The 17,203-nt window shown below is 61.1% G+C and carries 13 protein-coding genes; 6 read left to right on the forward strand and 7 right to left on the reverse strand.

Annotation, left to right across the window (positions count from 1 at the left end; translation table 11 throughout):
- Positions 1–1,201: TonB-dependent receptor (locus J5M56_RS17230; RefSeq protein ID WP_207937386.1), on the forward strand; the 1,201-nt coding region annotated here is incomplete at its 5' end.
- Between the two features lie 31 nt (positions 1,202–1,232).
- On the opposite strand, the gene J5M56_RS17235 is transcribed toward J5M56_RS17230, so the two are convergent.
- Together J5M56_RS17235 and J5M56_RS17240 are read right to left on the reverse strand one after the other, a co-directional pair.
- Positions 1,233–1,754: an acyloxyacyl hydrolase gene (locus J5M56_RS17235; RefSeq protein WP_060476475.1), complete on the reverse strand. Its 522-nt coding sequence runs from the start codon at positions 1,752–1,754 to the stop codon at positions 1,233–1,235.
- Positions 1,755–2,022: 268 nt separating this feature from the next.
- Positions 2,023–2,889: a LysR family transcriptional regulator gene (locus tag J5M56_RS17240; protein ID WP_207937442.1), complete on the reverse strand. Its 867-nt coding sequence runs from the start codon at positions 2,887–2,889 to the stop codon at positions 2,023–2,025.
- Between the two features lie 107 nt (positions 2,890–2,996).
- On the opposite strand from J5M56_RS17240, the gene J5M56_RS17245 reads away from it, so the two are divergent.
- Positions 2,997–4,382 (forward strand): aldehyde dehydrogenase family protein, encoded by a 1,386-nt coding sequence (locus J5M56_RS17245; RefSeq protein ID WP_207937387.1) that lies wholly within the window; start codon positions 2,997–2,999, stop codon positions 4,380–4,382.
- A gap of 36 nt (positions 4,383–4,418) precedes the next feature.
- On the opposite strand, the gene J5M56_RS17250 is transcribed toward J5M56_RS17245, so the two are convergent.
- Complete coding sequence (locus J5M56_RS17250) at positions 4,419–6,332, reverse strand: AAA family ATPase (protein ID WP_207937443.1); 1,914 nt, start codon at positions 6,330–6,332, stop codon at positions 4,419–4,421.
- 301 nt (positions 6,333–6,633) lie between these two features.
- Positions 6,634–7,533, reverse strand: coding sequence for a helix-turn-helix domain-containing protein (locus J5M56_RS17255; RefSeq protein ID WP_186477166.1), 900 nt, complete (start codon positions 7,531–7,533; stop codon positions 6,634–6,636).
- A 183-nt stretch (positions 7,534–7,716) separates the two neighbouring features.
- On the opposite strand from J5M56_RS17255, the gene J5M56_RS17260 reads away from it, so the two are divergent.
- From J5M56_RS17260 to J5M56_RS17270, 3 genes are all read left to right on the forward strand, one after another.
- A complete protein-coding gene (locus J5M56_RS17260) occupies positions 7,717–9,075 on the forward strand; it encodes a glutamine synthetase family protein (protein WP_207937388.1) in 1,359 nt (452 codons plus the stop codon).
- A gap of 67 nt (positions 9,076–9,142) precedes the next feature.
- A complete protein-coding gene (locus tag J5M56_RS17265) occupies positions 9,143–10,231 on the forward strand; it encodes a polyamine ABC transporter substrate-binding protein (RefSeq protein ID WP_207937389.1) in 1,089 nt (362 codons plus the stop codon).
- 14 nt (positions 10,232–10,245) lie between these two features.
- Positions 10,246–11,541: an FAD-binding oxidoreductase gene (locus tag J5M56_RS17270; protein ID WP_186477163.1), complete on the forward strand. Its 1,296-nt coding sequence runs from the start codon at positions 10,246–10,248 to the stop codon at positions 11,539–11,541.
- An 18-nt stretch (positions 11,542–11,559) separates the two neighbouring features.
- Here the strand turns inward: J5M56_RS17270 and J5M56_RS17275 are convergent, their stop codons facing one another.
- Entirely contained in the window at positions 11,560–12,936 is a 1,377-nt protein-coding gene (locus J5M56_RS17275; protein ID WP_186477162.1) for an L-serine ammonia-lyase, read from the reverse strand.
- A gap of 147 nt (positions 12,937–13,083) precedes the next feature.
- Between J5M56_RS17275 and J5M56_RS17280 the strand changes: the two genes are divergently transcribed.
- Positions 13,084–14,028, forward strand: a complete 945-nt coding sequence (locus J5M56_RS17280) for a LysR substrate-binding domain-containing protein (protein ID WP_186477161.1) — start codon at positions 13,084–13,086, stop codon at positions 14,026–14,028.
- On the opposite strand, the gene J5M56_RS17285 is transcribed toward J5M56_RS17280, so the two are convergent.
- Both J5M56_RS17285 and J5M56_RS17290 read right to left on the reverse strand, forming a co-directional pair.
- Positions 14,029–15,690, reverse strand: a complete 1,662-nt coding sequence (locus J5M56_RS17285) for a phosphoethanolamine transferase (RefSeq protein ID WP_207937390.1) — start codon at positions 15,688–15,690, stop codon at positions 14,029–14,031.
- A 34-nt stretch (positions 15,691–15,724) separates the two neighbouring features.
- The gene (locus J5M56_RS17290; protein WP_060476485.1) at positions 15,725–17,146 is read right to left on the reverse strand and encodes an undecaprenyl-phosphate glucose phosphotransferase; all 1,422 of its coding nucleotides are present in this window, start codon (positions 17,144–17,146) and stop codon (positions 15,725–15,727) included.
- Positions 17,147–17,203: the final 57 nt, after the last annotated feature.

Below are 17,203 nucleotides of genomic sequence, written 5' to 3' on the forward strand. Positions count from 1 at the left end.
GGCTGGCGGGCTGCAGTGGCTGGACGGCTCGCTGCAAGGCAATGCGGTGGAGGCAAACGGCCTTCAGGCCGACGGCCGCACGCTGGGGCGCAACTTCAACTACCGCAAGTTGCAATGGCGCGATCGCGACTACCAGCTCAACCTGACGGGCCACTTCGATACCGGCGGTTTCGCCCATACGCTGCTCACGGGTATCGAGTACGAAGATTACGACTACAACTCGATCATTCAGCGTTCGGCGGCAGGCGCCGGCGCTTATCCGGTCGACATTTTCGACCCAGTCCTGGGCCAGCCGCGCCCTGCCCTCACCCGTACCACCACCCATGACCGGGAAAACCTCAAAACCTGGGCGGCATTCGTCCAGGACCAGGTAGCCCTCACCGAACGCCTTAAAGCCTTGGCCGGGGTACGCTTGGAACGCTTCGAACATGACTACGACACCAAGCTCAACAATACTGGGGACTTCAGCAAAGCTGAGAACGGCGTGACGCCCCGTCTGGGCCTGATCTACGACCTGACCGATACGCTGGCTGTGTACGCCACTACCTCCCGCTCGTTCAAGCCCAACAGCGGTGCCAGCCTGCAAGGCACAGGCTTCGATCCTGAAAAAGGCAAAGCCTACGAACTGGGCGTCAAGTGGGAGGCGCTGGACCGTCAGCTGAGCGTCGATGCCGCGATCTACCACATCGTCAAAGAAAACGTGCTGACACGCGACCCAAACGACCCCACCGGCACTTACAGCGTGGCAGCGGGTGAAGTACGCAGCCGCGGCGTGGACATCAACGTGGCGGGCAACCTGACGCCCGAGTGGCGAATGATCGGCGGCTATGCCTACGTCGACGCCGAGGTCACCAAGGACAACAGCCTTCCTCTCGGTACGCGCCTTGCGAACATCCCGCGCAACAGCTTCAGCCTACTCAACACCTATGAGTTTCAGGACGGGCTGGCCAAAGGCTTGGGGTTGGGCGTTGGTGTGAAGTATGTGGATGACCGCGCCGGGCAAACGGCAGCGACCACCTACACCATGCAGCGCTATAGCGTGGTGGATCTGTTGAGCTTCTACCAGGTCAACGAGCACGTGCGCTTGAACCTGGATGTGAAAAACCTATTCAACAAAGGCTACGACGAGGGGGCGTTCAACACCTACGTGTATCCCGGCGCACCGCGCACGGTGCAGGCGGGGGTTGCCTACACCTTCTGAGAAAACCGGGGCCGCTAAGCGGCCCCAGCTTTTAGAACCCTTTGCTGTAGAAAAGCGAGTACGACTCGATGCCATCGTTGGGCTGTTTGATGCCGGCGTTGGAATAGTGGATCGCCCGTACACCCACCTTTTGCTCGCCCGGCAGTTTCAGACCCAAGCCGATACGGTCTTCGAAGTTGAACGAAGAACCCAGGCGCTGATCACCCACGTCAGTTTTGGAGAAAGCCGCCAAACCAATGCCGGCCTCAATGTAAGGGGTGTAGGTGAAGCCGCTGAACTCATAGGTGAACACTGGGCTGAACGACAGCGAGTGTGCGCCACTGGCCTCGCCACCTTCCCAGTAGGTGTAACCGGCATCCCAATAGCCAGTCACGTAGCCGATATCGCTTTGCAGCCACTTTTTGTCCCAGTCGAACGACATGCCCAGACGGTAAGTCATGTCGCCCTGGCTGGTAACCCCGACCGCACCGGAAACCTGCGCGGCCTGGGCCAGTTGGCTGCCAGCTAGGGCGAGTACAGCGACAGCCAGCGTGCTGGCAAGACGGCTTTTCATCAATGACTACTCCTGATGTTCATACAGGCGAACCGCTGCCATCGGACAACGGTTGCTGGCAAGTTGGGGGGCTTGAACCCCTCGATTTTGACGGTGAGCGACGTTACAGCCGGTCACACGAGGTAATACTTTGTTGATTATTGTCCAGCTAATCAGAAAGATGAAAGTGAATTGCCAGTATTGGCGTATTTAATTGCCAGTATGCCTCTGTCACGGGGCTCACGGCGGTATCGCCGCCGTGGCGATCGCGCCTAGGGCCACACCCCAGTCACCCCGCTCGGCGCTCTTCCAGTAACTTCACGAACATGCTCAAACTGCGCGACACCGTGCCCCGGCGCCAGACCAGCCAAGTCTTGAGATAGCGAAACTGCTCTTGCATCGGCCAGGCACTGACCGTGCTGCAGCCAGGCATGTTGTCGAGCATGCTGCGCGGCAGCATGGCAAGCCCGGCACCGGCACTGACACAGGCGAGCATGCCGTGGTACGACTCCATTTCGTGGATTTTGCCGGGTACGGCCTGGTCCTGAACAAACCAGCTTTCGAAGTGGTGTCGGTAGGAGCAGTTGGCGCGAAAGGCGTAGATGCTCGCGCCGTTTACATCCTGGGCGCGAGTGACCGGGGCGTGGTTAAGTGGCGAAATGATCACCATCTCCTCTTCGAACACCGGTATGCCTTCAAGGCTTGGGGGCAGCACCGGGCCGTCGACGAAGGCCGCCACCAGGCGCCCTGACAACACGCCCTCGAGCATGGTCCCGGAGGGGCCGGTGGACAAATCCAGGTCGACCTTGGGGTAACGCTGGTTATAGAGCGCCAGCAGTGCCGGAATACGCACGGCGGCGGTGCTTTCCAGCGACCCGAGGGCGAATGTGCCTTGGGGGTCTTCGCCAGCAACGGTCAGCCGCGCCTCATGCACCAGATCAAGAATGCGGCGAGCATACTCAAGAAAATTCCAGCCGGCCGGCGACAGGCGCAAGCGGCTCTTCTCGCGAATGAATAACTCGACCCCCAAATCCTCTTCCAACTGCTTGATGCGCGTGGTCAGGTTCGACGGTACACGGTGGATATGCTGGGCGGCGGCGCTGATGCTGCCCTGCTCGGCCACGGCCTTGAAGATTTCCAGTTGCACCAGGTCCACAGTCATTCTCCAATCGTGAATGTTTCGCTCATTATTATTCAGTTTTCATTAAAGCTGTAGCCCACTAGTCTGGCGTCACTGAGTAACAACGACGAGAGTGTCCAGCCATGAGTGCAATCAGCAGCCTGACCCACGCCATCTCCCTCGACCCGTTCACCGGTGAGCAGATTGGCGCCTACCCTTACGACACCGACGCCGCACTGGAAGCGGCGCTGCAACGGGCCAAGGCAGGCTACGGCCAGTGGCGTCAGGTGTCGCTGGGTCAGCGCAGCGAATACCTGCTCGCCCTGGCCAATACCCTCGACGCCAAGGCCGAAGCCTTCGCCCAGATGATCAGCCGCGAAATCGGCAAGCCGATCAGCCAGGCCCGGGGCGAAGTCAGCAAGTGCGTGGGTTTGTGCCGCTGGTATGCCGAACACGGCCCGGCGATGCTGGCGCCTGAGCCCACCCAGGTCCAGAAAGCACGCATCGAGTACCGCCCGCTGGGCCCGATCCTTGCTGTGATGCCGTGGAACTTCCCGATCTGGCAAGTGCTGCGCGGTGCGGTGCCCGCGATCCTGGCAGGCAACACCTATGTACTCAAGCACGCGCCGAACGTGATGGGCAGCGCGTACCTTCTGGGTGAACTGTTCAAGGACGCAGGCCTGCCTGAGGGGGTTTTCGAGGTGCTGAACGTGACCCCGGAGGGTGTCACCCGCGCCATCAATGACGTGCGCATCGCCGCGGTGACACTGACCGGCAGCGTGCGCGCCGGCATGGCCATCGGCGCCCAAGCCGGTGCCGCGCTGAAGAAGTGCGTGCTGGAACTGGGCGGCTCGGACCCCTTCATCGTGCTGGCCGATGCCGACCTCGACGCAGCCGTGCAGGCCGCTGTCATCGGTCGCTACCAGAACACAGGCCAGGTATGCGCGGCGGCCAAGCGCTTGATCATCGAACAAAGCATCGTTGAGGCATTCACTGAAAAGTTCGTCGAGGCAACACGCAAGCTCAAGCTCGGCAACCCGCTGGAAGACGACACCTATATCGGCCCAATGGCCCGTTACGACCTGCGTGACGAACTCGATGGCCAGGTGCAGGCAACGCTTGGCGAAGGTGCCACCCTACTGCTGGGCGGTAACAAGGTCGAAGGCGTGGGCAACTTCTACGCACCGACCGTGTTTGCCAATGTCACCCCGGACATGACCGCCTTCAAGCAGGAGCTGTTCGGCCCGGTGGCGGCGATCATTACCGCTCGGGATGCCGAGCATGCGGTGGAACTGGCCAACGACAGCGAATTCGGCCTGGCGGCAACCATCTATACCGCCGACTACGCATTGGCTGAGCGCATGACGGCAGCACTGGATACCGGTGGCGTGTTCATCAACGGCTACTGCGCCTCCGACCCCCGGGTTGCGTTTGGCGGGGTGAAGAAGAGCGGCTTTGGGCGCGAGCTGTCGCACTTTGGTGTACGCGAGTTCACCAACGCCCAGACCGTGTGGTTGGATCGCAACTGATTCAGCGCTGCCGGGGCCGCTCTGCGGCCCCGGCCCTCAACCTCTGAGCTGGTCCTTGACCCAGTCCAGCATTGCTCCGGGCACGATAAGTTCATGCCGCGCCCGCGAACAGGCGGTATACAACCCCGCCAGCATTCTTGCTCGCTCATTGCGGTTGCCCGCCGCAGTGGGTGCGACCATCAGCTCGGGTGACACCATTACCCTGGCGAATTCCATGTTCTTCACATCACTCACCCGGCCCAGGAACAGCTTCGGCGCCTTGTCCCAGCGGTAACGGCTCTTGGCTTTGGCAAAGTGCTCGGGGGTGTAACCTTTGCGCAGCATGCCAGCCACGGCGATAAATGCCTTGTCGTCACCTTTGTCCTGCTCCAGCGCCTGCCAGCTAGGGTAACGGAACAGCATCGAGTGACGGGCGCGGGTGCCGTAACGGTAAAGCTCGATGCAATCTTCGACGAACAGCTCGAAATCCTTGCGCGCGCCGTGCAGCAGCACGAACGGCACCCCTTGGTGGGTCAGGCGCTGGAACCAGCCAAACAAGCCCCATTCATCGTCGACGATCAACGCAGTGGGCTGCTCGGGCAACGTCACCGTGTCGAAGAAGCTTACCCGCGTGTAATGCTCGGCACTGCCGGTAAATGCGGCCTGAATCGCCGCCGGGTGCGCCTGGATCAACGGGTTGAGCACCGCGTCCATGGAGGGGCCGGCGCGCAGCGAATGGTCGATGTAACGTTGGCGAATGAAGTTGCTGTGGTGCGGGCTGAGGCCATTGAGGTTCTGCAGCTCGTCGCCCAGGGCAATGACCGCTTGCGGGCTGCGGTCAAGCACCGCAAGCATCGGCGCGGACAGCTCATGGGCTTCGTCCACGATGACATGGGTGTACCGGCTGTCGATCGCGTGGGCTGTCAACGACAGTAGCTTGACCCTGTGATAATCGCGCACCGGCAGCTGAATCTCGCGCGCCGAGGGGCGAATCAACTCCTGCCAGTACAAGCGAGCCTTTTCCAGCAGAACCTGCTGATCCAGTGGTGTGGTGCCTGGCCCTGCCGATGGCAAATGATGCAACTGCAACTGGCTGTCAGCGCCGCGACAGAAATTGCGCACAGCCTTGATGCAAAGGGCAACCACGTCGCGCGCCGCCAGCGGGCCGATATCGGGGATGCTCAGCCAGCGCACCACCTGAGCTTCCTGCGGGCGCCAGGACAGTTTGGTGCGGTACGGGTCGCGCAGGCGCCAGCCATTGCTGGTCATGTCGCGGTTGAGCATTTCATCGGCCAACTGGCCAAAGGTCAGGGCTGCGTAAGCCTGGGCATCTTTCACCCGCCCCTTCAACGCTCGCAATTGGCCCTCGGTGAGGGCCAGCAGCAGGGTGCGCTGAGGGTCGAGCAACCGGGCGAACTGATGGATCAGGAATGTCTTACCGGTACCGGCGAACCCTTGCACCGCGACCGATTCGTCGACGCCGCTGAGAAACTCGCGCAGCAGGCGGTTCTGCTGGTCGCTGAGTTCCAGGTTACTGGCCAACGAGGGCAAGTGCACCGGATGCAGTGGTGTGACGCGTTGCCGGTAACGCTCGGCGAACTGAAAATTCCACTGGCCTTCGCCGTCCAAGAACTCATCGGCCTGGTACTGGGCTTCGGCAGACACCAGGGCAGCGCCGTTATCCCCCAGCATTCCCAGCCCCATAGCGAACGCTTCACGGTCGAAACGCTGCGCTACCTGGCCCTGAAAGCGGCCTGCGGCCGCACTTTCAACGTCATGGGCGATGCGAACGATCTCGGCAAACCGGCGCTCCTGTGCCTCTGCCGAGGCGTTTGCCGGTTGCCGCGGCAGGTTCTGCACGAACAGCACAGCGGCGACCTCCAGCAGGCTGGCGGTCGGGAAGAAGTCGGTGGCGGTGGGCTCGCTCGCCAGGCGGTCAGCCTGGTCGCTGGGCAATGGCAGGTAGAACATCGAAACCTCGGGTGGAAACTGCCGCGCACGATAGCAATTTTCCGCCGTCAATGCTGGGTTGACTGTGCTGGCCTCTTCGCGGGTGCGCTCGCTCACGCGCAGTCAACGCAGGCCTTGAGTCATCGGCTATTACCACTGGCCCAGTGGTCAGCACGGGCGCGACATATCGCTGGCACTGTTCGCTGGCGTATCGATAGAAAGGACTTTAACAATTGCTATCAAGTATCTGATAAAAATAATAATTCTTTAGTGAGAAGAACCTACCGTGCGCCATTCAGGCCTATGCAGTCACCCATCTGTCTCAAGCCCTGCAGCGCTTGAGTGTCTCGCTTGGAAATTCCTTGAACAATTGCCGGTAACTCTCTGAAAACCTTCCCAAATGCCAGAAAGACCAGCGCATAGCAACCTCTGCCACGGTAACCTCACCGCCGCACAGCAGGTCTCGCCGCGCACCGTTGAGCCGACGCAAGCGCAGCCAATGGGCCGGGGGCATGCCGGTGAAGGCCTTGAACGCTTGCTGCAGCTGACGCAGCGAAACCCCAGCCACTTCCGCCAGCTCCATCAAATTCAAGCTTTCTTCGGGGCAATCGGCCGCCCATTCGCTAACCCGTTGCATGATCGCCCGCTCCTCGCCGCGACGCCCCAGAGCGCCGCCTTGCAGGCGCTGGCAGGCATTGTCGAGGATGAACAGGCAGTCCTCGAGCAGCTGCTCGGCCAGCGCCTGCCCCTGTAACGTGCAGTCGGCCTGCCCGAGACGCGTCAAGGTAGCGCTGAGCCAACTGCCAAACAATGCATTCTGCCCGCTGCCTAGGGGCACCATGAACAAGCCCTCCATACGCCCCGGGTTCAGGCCATGACGGGCTAGAAACGCCTGATCGAACACCACTGCCACTTCCTGGTAGTTCTCTGGCGTGATCCAGATATTGCGGCTCTGCTCGTTGAGCAGGTACAGGCTGTTCTCGCTCTGGTCGAAACAGAACGCCAGCGAACCGCTGGGGGCACGGAAAAATTGCTCGACCCGGGTATTCAGACGCTCTTCGTAGACCTCTACACCGTCGAGTTCCAGGCAGCGCAGCTGGCCGCTGAAATGCCCCGGTGACATCTGCCGATACTGCTGTTGCCAACCAGGGGTGGCACGCACTTGCTCGGTGACGTCGGTGGTGTGAAAAGCTTGAACCTGCAAGGCGTTGGGCGTTGTCACGCTTAGTCCTATTTGCACTCTTTTGGTGCATTGCTTGACGAAGAAAGTGGATAGATGCCGTTGCCGGCCTGCCGCCAAGATAGTCCTCAGCGTGTCACCTGGGAAGCGTGAACCCATAGAAACCGCGCAACGGCTTTCACGGGCAACGCGGCTCCCATAAAAAAACCCAACCAAGAGGTCTGTATGAACGCCCCTTTCGATCAGCTGTCCGCCTGGCTGAAAGAACACCGCATCACCGAAGTCGAATGCGTGATCAGCGACCTGACCGGCATCGCCCGCGGCAAGATCGCACCGACTGCCAAGTTCCTGCATGAGCGTGGCATGCGCCTGCCTGAAAGCGTGCTGCTGCAGACCGTCACCGGCGATTACGTCGATGATGACATCTACTACAGCCTGCTCGATGCCGCTGACATCGACATGGTCTGCCGCCCCGACCCCAGCGCCGTTTACCAGATCCCCTGGGCCATCGAACCGACCGCCATCGTGATCCACGACACCTTCGACAAGCAGGGCAACCCCATCGAGCTGTCGCCGCGCAACGTGCTGAAGAAGGTGCTCAAGCTGTACGCCGACAAAGGCTGGCAGCCGATCGTCGCCCCGGAAATGGAGTTCTACCTGACCCAGCGCTGCGAAGACCCAGACTTGCCCTTGCAAGTGCCGCTGGGCCGTTCTGGCCGGGCAGAGAGTGGACGCCAGTCGTTCTCCATCGATGCCGCCAACGAATTCGACCCGCTGTTCGAAGATGTGTACGACTGGTGCGAACTGCAAGGCCTGGACCTGGACACCTTGATCCACGAAGACGGCCCCGCGCAGATGGAGATCAACTTCCGCCATGGTGACGCACTGGACCTGGCCGACCAGATCACCGTGTTCAAGCGCACGATGCGCGAGGCAGCGCTCAAACATAACGTCACCGCCACCTTCATGGCCAAGCCAATCACCGACGAACCGGGCAGTGCCATGCACCTGCACCAGAGCGTGGTCGACATTGCCACGGGCAAACCGGTGTTCGCCAATGACGATGGCAGCATGAGCGAGTTGTTCCTGCACCACATCGGTGGCCTGCAGAAGTACATTCCCAAGCTGCTGCCGATGTTCGCGCCGAACGTCAACTCGTTCCGCCGCTTCCTGCCCGACACTTCGGCGCCGGTGAACGTCGAGTGGGGTGAGGAAAACCGCACGGCCGGCCTGCGGGTACCTACCTCCAGCCCCGAGGCGATGCGTGTGGAAAACCGCCTGCCGGGGGCCGACGCCAACCCATACCTGGCGATCGCCGCCAGCTTGTTGTGCGGCTATTTGGGCATGATCGAAGGGATCGAGCCGAGTGCGCCTGTGCAAGGCCGGGCCTACGAGCGGCGCAACCTGCGCTTGCCGATCACCATCGAGGATGCCCTGCAGCACATGGAGGACTGCCAGACCGTGCAGCAGTACCTGGGCCAGCAGTTCGTCCAAGGCTACGTCGCGGTCAAGCGCGCCGAGCATGAAAACTTCAAGCGCGTCATCAGCTCCTGGGAGCGCGAGTTCCTGCTGCTGAGCGTGTGATTGCCGCCGGGGGCGCCAGCGCCCCCCTTGCACCGAACGTGAAGAACAAAACCAACGAGGTGTCGACATGCGTCATCTGCAAGCCCTGATCCCCGCCACATTCGCCCTGTTGTTCGGCGCCGCCGCCCAAGCAGCGCCGAGCGTCAGCGTGTATAACTGGACCGACTACATCGGTGACACGACCCTGGCCGACTTCACGGCCAGTACCGGGATCAACGTCGTCTATGACGTGTTCGACTCCAATGAAACCCTGGAAGGTAAACTGCTGGCCGGCCGCACTGGCTACGACGTAGTCGTGCCGTCCAACCATTTCCTCGCTCGCCAGGCCCAGGCCGGTGCGTTTCTGCCGCTGGACCGCAGCAAGCTGCCGAACTGGCAGCATCTGGACCCCAAACTGCTCAAGCAGCTGGAGCATAACGATCCAGGCAACAAATACGCGGTGCCGTACCTATGGGGCACCAACGGCATCGGCTACAACGTCGAAAAGGTCAAAGCAGCGCTGGGCGTTGATCACATCGACTCATGGGCAGCCCTGTTCGAGCCAGAGAACCTGAAGAAGCTCAAGCAATGTGGCGTGGCCTTCATGGACTCGCCCGACGAACTGTTCCCAGCGGTGCTCAATTACCTCGGCCTGGACCCTCGCAGCGAGAAACCCGGCGACTATGCCAAGGCCGAAGCGCGCCTGATGGAGTTGCGGCCTTACATCACCTACTTCCATTCCTCCAAGTACGTCTCGGACTTGGCCAACGGTAATATCTGCATCGCCTTCGGTTACTCCGGCGACGTGTTCCAAGCCGCCAATCGCGCCGTGGAGGCCAAGAACGGCGTCAAGATCGCCTACAGCATTCCCAAGGAAGGCAGCAACTTGTGGTTCGACCTGCTGGCCATCCCCAAGGATGCCAGCAACCCCGAGCAGGCGCTGGCCTTCATCAACTACCTGCTCGACCCCAAAGTCATCGCCAAAATCAGCGCCACGGTCGGCTACGCCAACGCCAACCTTGACGCCAAGGCCTACATGGACAAATCCCTGGTCGAGAACCCCGAGATCTATCCGCCCCAAGAAGTGCTCGACAAGCTGTACATCTCAAGTACCCCCAGCCCGAAGATCATGCGTGTCATGACCCGCTCCTGGAGCAAGATCAAGTCCAACCGCTGAGCCGAGAACGCACCATGCCTTTCGAAAATCAACATACCGCGTCTTACTACGCCGCCACTGCGCGCGATGCGGCGCCCTACCCCAGCCTTCAGGGCGAGCTTACGGCAGATGTGTGCGTGGTCGGCGGCGGCCTGACTGGGGTCAACACCGCGCTGGAACTGGCCGAGCGCGGCCTTAGCGTGGTGCTGCTGGAGGGCCGGCGCATTGGCTGGGGCGCCAGCGGGCGCAACGGCGGGCAACTGATACGCGGGATCGGCCACGACGTCAGCGGCTTTGCCCGTTATGTCGGGCAGGAAGGCGTGCGCTACCTGCAGCATGCGGGCATTGAATCGGTGGCCCTGGTGGCACGGCGCATCGAACAGTACGCAATCGCCTGCGACCTGCGCTGGGGCTTCTGCGAACTGGCCAATACCCCAGCGCAGTTCGCCGCTTTCAAGGCTGAGCAGGAAGAACTGGCACACCTTGGCTACCGTCATGAAACACGCTTGGTCGGGCCGCAGGACCTGCACACCATCGTCGCCAGCGACCAGTACGCAGGCGGGCTGGTAGACATGGGTTCGGGCCACCTGCACCCGCTGGACCTGGTTCAAGGCGAGGCACGTGCCGCCCAAAGCCTGGGTGTGCGCATTTTCGAGCAGAGCCCGGTGCTACGCATCGAGCATGGCCCCACGGCGATCTTGCACACTGCCAGCGGCAAGGTGCGCGCGCAAAACCTGGTGCTGGGCTGCAATGCTCACCTTGACGAGCTGGAGCCCCGCCTGAGCGGCAAAGTACTGCCCGCTGGCAGCTACGTGGTGGCAACCGAGCCGCTGCCTGCAGCATTGGCCAGCCGCTTGATACCGCAGAACATGGCGCTGTGTGATCAGAAGGTCGGCCTGGACTACTACCGGCTCACCGCCGATCGTCGTCTGCTGTTCGGCGGCGCCTGCCATTACTCCGGGCGCGATCCCAAAGACATCGCAGCCTACATGCGCCCGAAGGTGCTCAAGGTGTTCCCGCAGTTGGCCGATGTGCAGATCGACTACCAGTGGGGCGGGATGATCGGCATCACCGCCAACCGCTTCCCCCAGGTCGGGCGCCTGCGCCAGCACCCGAACGTATTCTACGCCCAGGGCTACTCCGGGCATGGCCTGAACGTGACGCACTGGACGGCCAAGCTACTGGCCGAGGGGATCGCGCAGGGTCAGAGTCAGGGGCTGGATGTGTTCAGTGCGGTGCCTCATTTGACCTTTCCGGGGGGCAAGGCTCTGCGCTCGCCGCTGCTTGCCCTGGGGATGTTGTGGTATCGACTACGCGAGGCGTTGGGCTAGCACCAGGCGGTGCTACGCTCAGCACTCGGGGAAGGCCACGGCCAGACCACCGCGGGAGGTTTCCTTATAGTTGGCATGCATGTCGGCACCGGTATCGCGCATGGTTCGGATTACCCGGTCGAGCGAGATGAAATGCTCACCGTCACCACGCAGCGCCATCTGCACGGCATTGATCGCTTTCACCGCGGCAATGGCGTTGCGTTCGATGCACGGCACCTGCACCAGCCCACCGACCGGGTCGCAGGTCAGCCCCAGGTTATGCTCCAGCGCAATCTCGGCGGCGTTTTCCAGCTGCGCCGGGGTTGCCCCAAGCAATTGTGCAAGGCCTGCGGCCGCCATCGAGCAGGCCGAGCCGACCTCCCCTTGGCAACCAACTTCGGCACCTGAGATCGACGCATTCATCTTGCACAAGATGCCGACCGCTGCAGCGGCCAGTAGAAACGCCACCACATCGTCGTCACAGGCAGTGGGGTTGAACTTCATGTAGTAGTGCAATACCGCCGGGATGATCCCGGCAGCGCCATTGGTAGGTGCGGTGACCATGCGTCCGCCAGCGGCATTTTCTTCATTGACCGCCAGGGCGAACAGGTTGACCCACTCCATGGCGCTCAAGGTCGAGCCAATCACATTGGGCTGCCCGGCCACCTGCAAGCTGCGATGCAGCCGCGCGGCGCGGCGCTTGACATTGAGCCCGCCGGGTAGCACGCCTTCGTTGCGCAGGCCGTTGTCGACGCACTGGCGCATGGCTGCCCAAATTTGCAGCAGCCCTTGGCGAACCTCGGCCTCTGGGCGCCAGGCGCACTCGTTGGCCATCATCAGTTGTGCCACGCTCAGCTGGTTGGCCTTGCACAGGGCAAGCAGTTGGGCGCCGCTGGAAAACGCGTACGGCAGCTCGACCGTTTGTGCCTGGCCCTGCGGCGCATCGACCTCGCCCTGCTCGACGATGAAGCCGCCACCGATGGAATAGTAGGTCTGCTGCAACAGGCTGCCCTGCCCGCCCAAAGCCTGCAGGCTCATGGCATTGGGGTGGTAAGGCAGGCTTTCGTCCAGCAACAGCATGTCGCGCGGGTAGTCGAACACCACAGGGTGGCTGCCATCGAGCAACAAGCAGCGTTCCTGCAGCAGCTGCTGGATACGCGACTCGATGGTGGCCGGGTCGATGCGATCGGGCCACTGGCCCATCAGGCCGAGCAGGCAGGCACGGTCGGTGGCATGACCCACACCGGTAGCCGACAGCGAGCCATACAGGCGCACCTCCACCCGCTGCACCTGGGGCAACAAGCCATGCTCACGCAAGGTCTGGGCGAAGCTTGCCGCTGCTCGCATAGGCCCTACCGTGTGTGAGCTGGAGGGGCCGATACCAATCTTGAAAAGGTCGAAAACACTGATAGCCATACTAATGCCTGAACCGTGCCGGCGGTCAGAGCGGCGCCACGGATGTCTGAGAAAATTGAACGGTACTGCAAAGTTGCGCGATACTGCCGCGCTCACGCAAGGATGACCAACGAAACTTCCTAAGCCAGCTTTTAGCGGTACTAAACGATGCGACGCCAACTCAATGGTCAGATGTTCGTCTGGCTGCATGTATTTTCCTGCGCAGCACGGCATCTGTCGTTCACCCGCTGTGCAGAGGAACTGCACATCACCCCTGGCGCGGTTAGCCAGCAAATGCGTCAGCTCGAGCAGCGGCTGGGCTACAGACTGTTTCTGCGTCGGGCTCGGGGTGTGGAGCTGAGCGCCGAAGGCCAGCGGCTGGCGCAGACGGTGACCGACGCCTACGGCGCTATCGAGGCTGAGCTGTTGCGCTTGGATGCCGGTGAAATACGCGGCACCCTGCGCCTGCGCTCGATCCCGTCGTTTCTGGCGAAATGGCTGACCCCCAGGTTGCCGAGGTTTCAACAGCGCTATCCGGACATCGAGCTACGCCTGGTCGCCGAAGACAGCGCCCAGGCTTTGCACCCTGGCGATTTCGACCTGGCCATTGACCTCAACGACGGCAGTTATCCCGGAATGCTGTCGACACCGTTGCTGGATGAGCAGATCTTCCCGGTGTGCTCACCCGCGCTGCTGCGTGCCCGGCCGCCACTGCACGGCCCGGCAGATCTGGCTCACTACCCGCTGCTGCACGACATCACCGCGTGGCGAGGCAGTTCCGAATACGCCGAATGGGAGTTCTACCTGGAAGGTATCGGCGCCACTGGCCTGGACGTGCGCCGCGGGCACACCTTCAACCGTAATCACCTGACCATCGAAGCGGCAATCGCCGGCATCGGCGTAGCCATTGCTCGGCGCACGCTGCTCAATGACGAACTGGAACGAGGGGCTTTGATCGTGCCGTTTGGCCACCCGATCGCCAATCACAAACGCTATGTAGTGCACTATCCGCCAGGAGGTTTGAACCAGCCGGGCGCCCGCGCGGTGCATGACTGGCTGGTAGAAGAAGCGCACAACTTCCGAGCCTTGCATCCATTGGTACTTGCAAGCTGATCACTCAGCCGCAATGTGCTTGATGCTGAAGTCGAACGTCGGTACATAGCCTGTGCCCAGCAGGTGTGGGCAACGCGAGGCCTTGAAATCGTCGCTGAGCAAGTCCTGGGTGCTGTCGTAGCCGGGCATCGTAATGCCGGCGATGTTGAGCAGCGTATGGGGCAATGAGGCGATGCTGACCTGCTGGTCCTGCCGGGTTTTCAACTTCTGCAACTTGCGCATCTGCGCGGCCGACAGGTCGCCAGTGGACCAGACAAACGCCGTGGTCGCCAGGTCATACTCGTTACCCATGCCGTGCCCCAACAGTTTGCGGCCGTCATCGAGCAGATTTTCGCCATGGTCCGAGGCGTATACCAGCAGCGCTTTGCTCTGACTGGCCGTGAGCTGATGCATGATCGAGGACAATATCCAGTCTGTGTACAGGACCGAATTGTCGTAGTCGGCCGTAATCCGATCCTTCTGGGATCCGCTGGCGGGTTTGAACCGGGCGAAGTCGCTTGGAAAGCGCCTGGCGTATTCGAAGTGGCTACCTTTGATATGCAGGAATATCGCCTGTCTGCGCCCGTTGGCTTTGCTCAGCACGTTGTGCAACACCGGCAGCAGTGCGCCGTCGTAGCTGCGTTCCAGGTACTGGCGGTACTGCGCTTCTGCGGCAATTTGCGGGATGATCCCACCAAAGCTGTCGACCTCTTGCGACGACAACCAGTAAGTGTCGAACCCGGCGGCCCGCAGGATCCCCACCAACGATTTGTTGGATGCGATCAAGTTCCAGTCGCTGATCGGCTCCAGGCTGAGCAATGAAGGCACGGCCACGGAGGTATAAGGCGCGGTGGTGCACATGCGGTTGAACTTGAACAGCCCTGGCTGGCGCTCAAGGTTGGGCGTGGTCTTGTTTGGGTAGCCGTAAAGGGACCAGTTGTGCGGGCGCGAAGATTCGCCTATCACAAACACCAGTGTCTGAATGCCGGCTTGGTCGGAAACACCCGTGAGCTGCACCTGCGATTGCTGGCGCTTCCTGATGTACCCTTTGGACTCCTCGTACAACACCACTGTCAGTGCAAGCTGCGACAGGTAGCCCACTGGGGTGCTCTGGTCCTTGGCCACCAGATCGAGTACGGCGTCCTTGTTCAACGCGTTGATGCTGACGGTTTTAACGAAGTAGGCGCCATAACCGAGCACCAAGCCGGCCAATGCCAATTGGCACATGGCTTTGCTACGGCGCTGGCGCCGCCCATACAGGCCGGCCAGGCCCACCCCGTAACAGCCAACGAACACCACCACGATGCCCGCCATCGAGCGCCAGTAGGTGGCGAGGAAATCCGTTGCCTCCTTGTAGTTGGTCAGCCCGATGAGCAGGTAGGCCGCGGTCAGTCGGGAGCCGAAATTCAGCACCAGGAACAAATCGATACTGGCCAGCAGATAAAAGGGCAACAGCCACAGATGCACTTTGAACTGGTTGGCCCAGCCGCAGCGCAGCACCAGCAGCCACAGCACTGAAATGAGGAAGGTGTAGAGCACCAAGCCATCGAACTTGGCGCATTGGCAATCGGACAGCAGTCTGGCAAATAACGGCGACAGCAGAAACGCCCACAGCAGCAGCGAAGGCCACTGCGCCCTCAACAGCTGCGCGCCAGCGCTCCCACCTGCTGACCAGATGCTCATCGATCCCTCCCCTGCACGCTATTCAATTGCGGCGTCAATAAGCCTGCTTGCCGGTGAAGGCATTGACCGTGCGCACCAGGATCACGAAATCGAGCCACAAGGACCAATTGTTGATGTATTCGATGTCGGAATTGACCCGTTGAATCATCTGCTCGATATCCTTTGTTTCGCCGCGGTATCCGCGCACTTGCGCAAGGCCGGTCATGCCAGGCTTGATGTTGTGGCGAGCGAAGTAATCGACGATGTCCTGGGAATACAGCGTGTCGTGTTGCAAGGCGTGGGGCCGTGGGCCGACCAAAGACATGTCCCCGGTCAGCACGTTGAACAGCTGGGGCAATTCATCGAGGCTGGTGCGCCGAATGAATGCGCCGACTCGCGTCAACCTGGGGTCGTTGCGCTGCGCTTGCTGGACCACGCCGTTTTCCGGCTGATGCACATGCATGCTGCGGAATTTCCAGATCCGGAACGACTCTCCGGTCCAGCCGGTGCGGTCTTGGCGGAAGAACACAGGCCCTGGGCTGTCGAGCTTGATGATCACCGCCAGTGCCAGCAGCACAGGCGAGGCGCACAGCAAGATAAGCGCGGCCAGCACACGGTCTTCGAGGTTTTTCAAGAACAGGCTGGTGCCGGTCAGCGGTGTTTCCGACAGGGTCAGTACCGGGATTCCGGCGATTTCCCGGACGCTGTGGTTGATCAGGCGCAGCGAGAAGATATCGGGCACCCAATTGACTGCAATGCACTTGTCGAGCAACTTCAGATACACATCCTGGATGACTGCAGAGCCGCCTAACGGCGTCACCAGGTAAACCGTGCGAATGTTGTGCTGGGCGATGATCTGGTCCAGGTCGGCGATGCTGCCCAGCACCGGCAGGCGCTGCTTGCCTTCTTGCGATTGGCGCGCCTGATCGTCGTCCTGATCGACCCAGATGCAGCCCATCACCCGCTCCCCGAACCACGGGTTGTTGCTGATTTTCTGATAAAGGAAATTGGCCAGGTCGCCGTCGCCGATGATCAAGGCATTGTCCAGCCGAGCATGGGCGGTGAAGCGTTTTTGCAGCTCACGCATCGCCACATGCAGAAATAGCTGCACGAAGTACCCAATGACGAACAACTGGACCACCAGCAGCCGTGAATAAGTTTCGCTCTGTTTGGTCAGGAAGGCGATCACCACCAGGAAACAGAACGTCGCCGACCAGGCCTTGAACAGCCTGAAAGCCTTAACCGACAGCCCAACATTGCTGCGATAGATGGCGTAATGGTCATAGATGACCGCCAGCGCCCCGATCAGCAGCAACAGCATGATCACGTAGTCGGAAGTGATGTACCCAAACTGGTCGTAAATCAGGTACCACGCCACACTGGTTACGGCGATACCGTCGAGCCCCGCCTGAATGGCGTTGCTGACGCTACTTCTACGCTGGAGCAACGAACGACTGCTTCTGGGTTCAAAAACCATCGTAAGGCCTCACTGAATCGTGCGTGGCAACTGCCTGACCATCACAACGAAGGGATG

Source organism: Pseudomonas sp. 51_B (assembly GCF_017491595.1).
Lineage (GTDB): Bacteria > Pseudomonadota > Gammaproteobacteria > Pseudomonadales > Pseudomonadaceae > Aquipseudomonas > Aquipseudomonas promysalinigenes.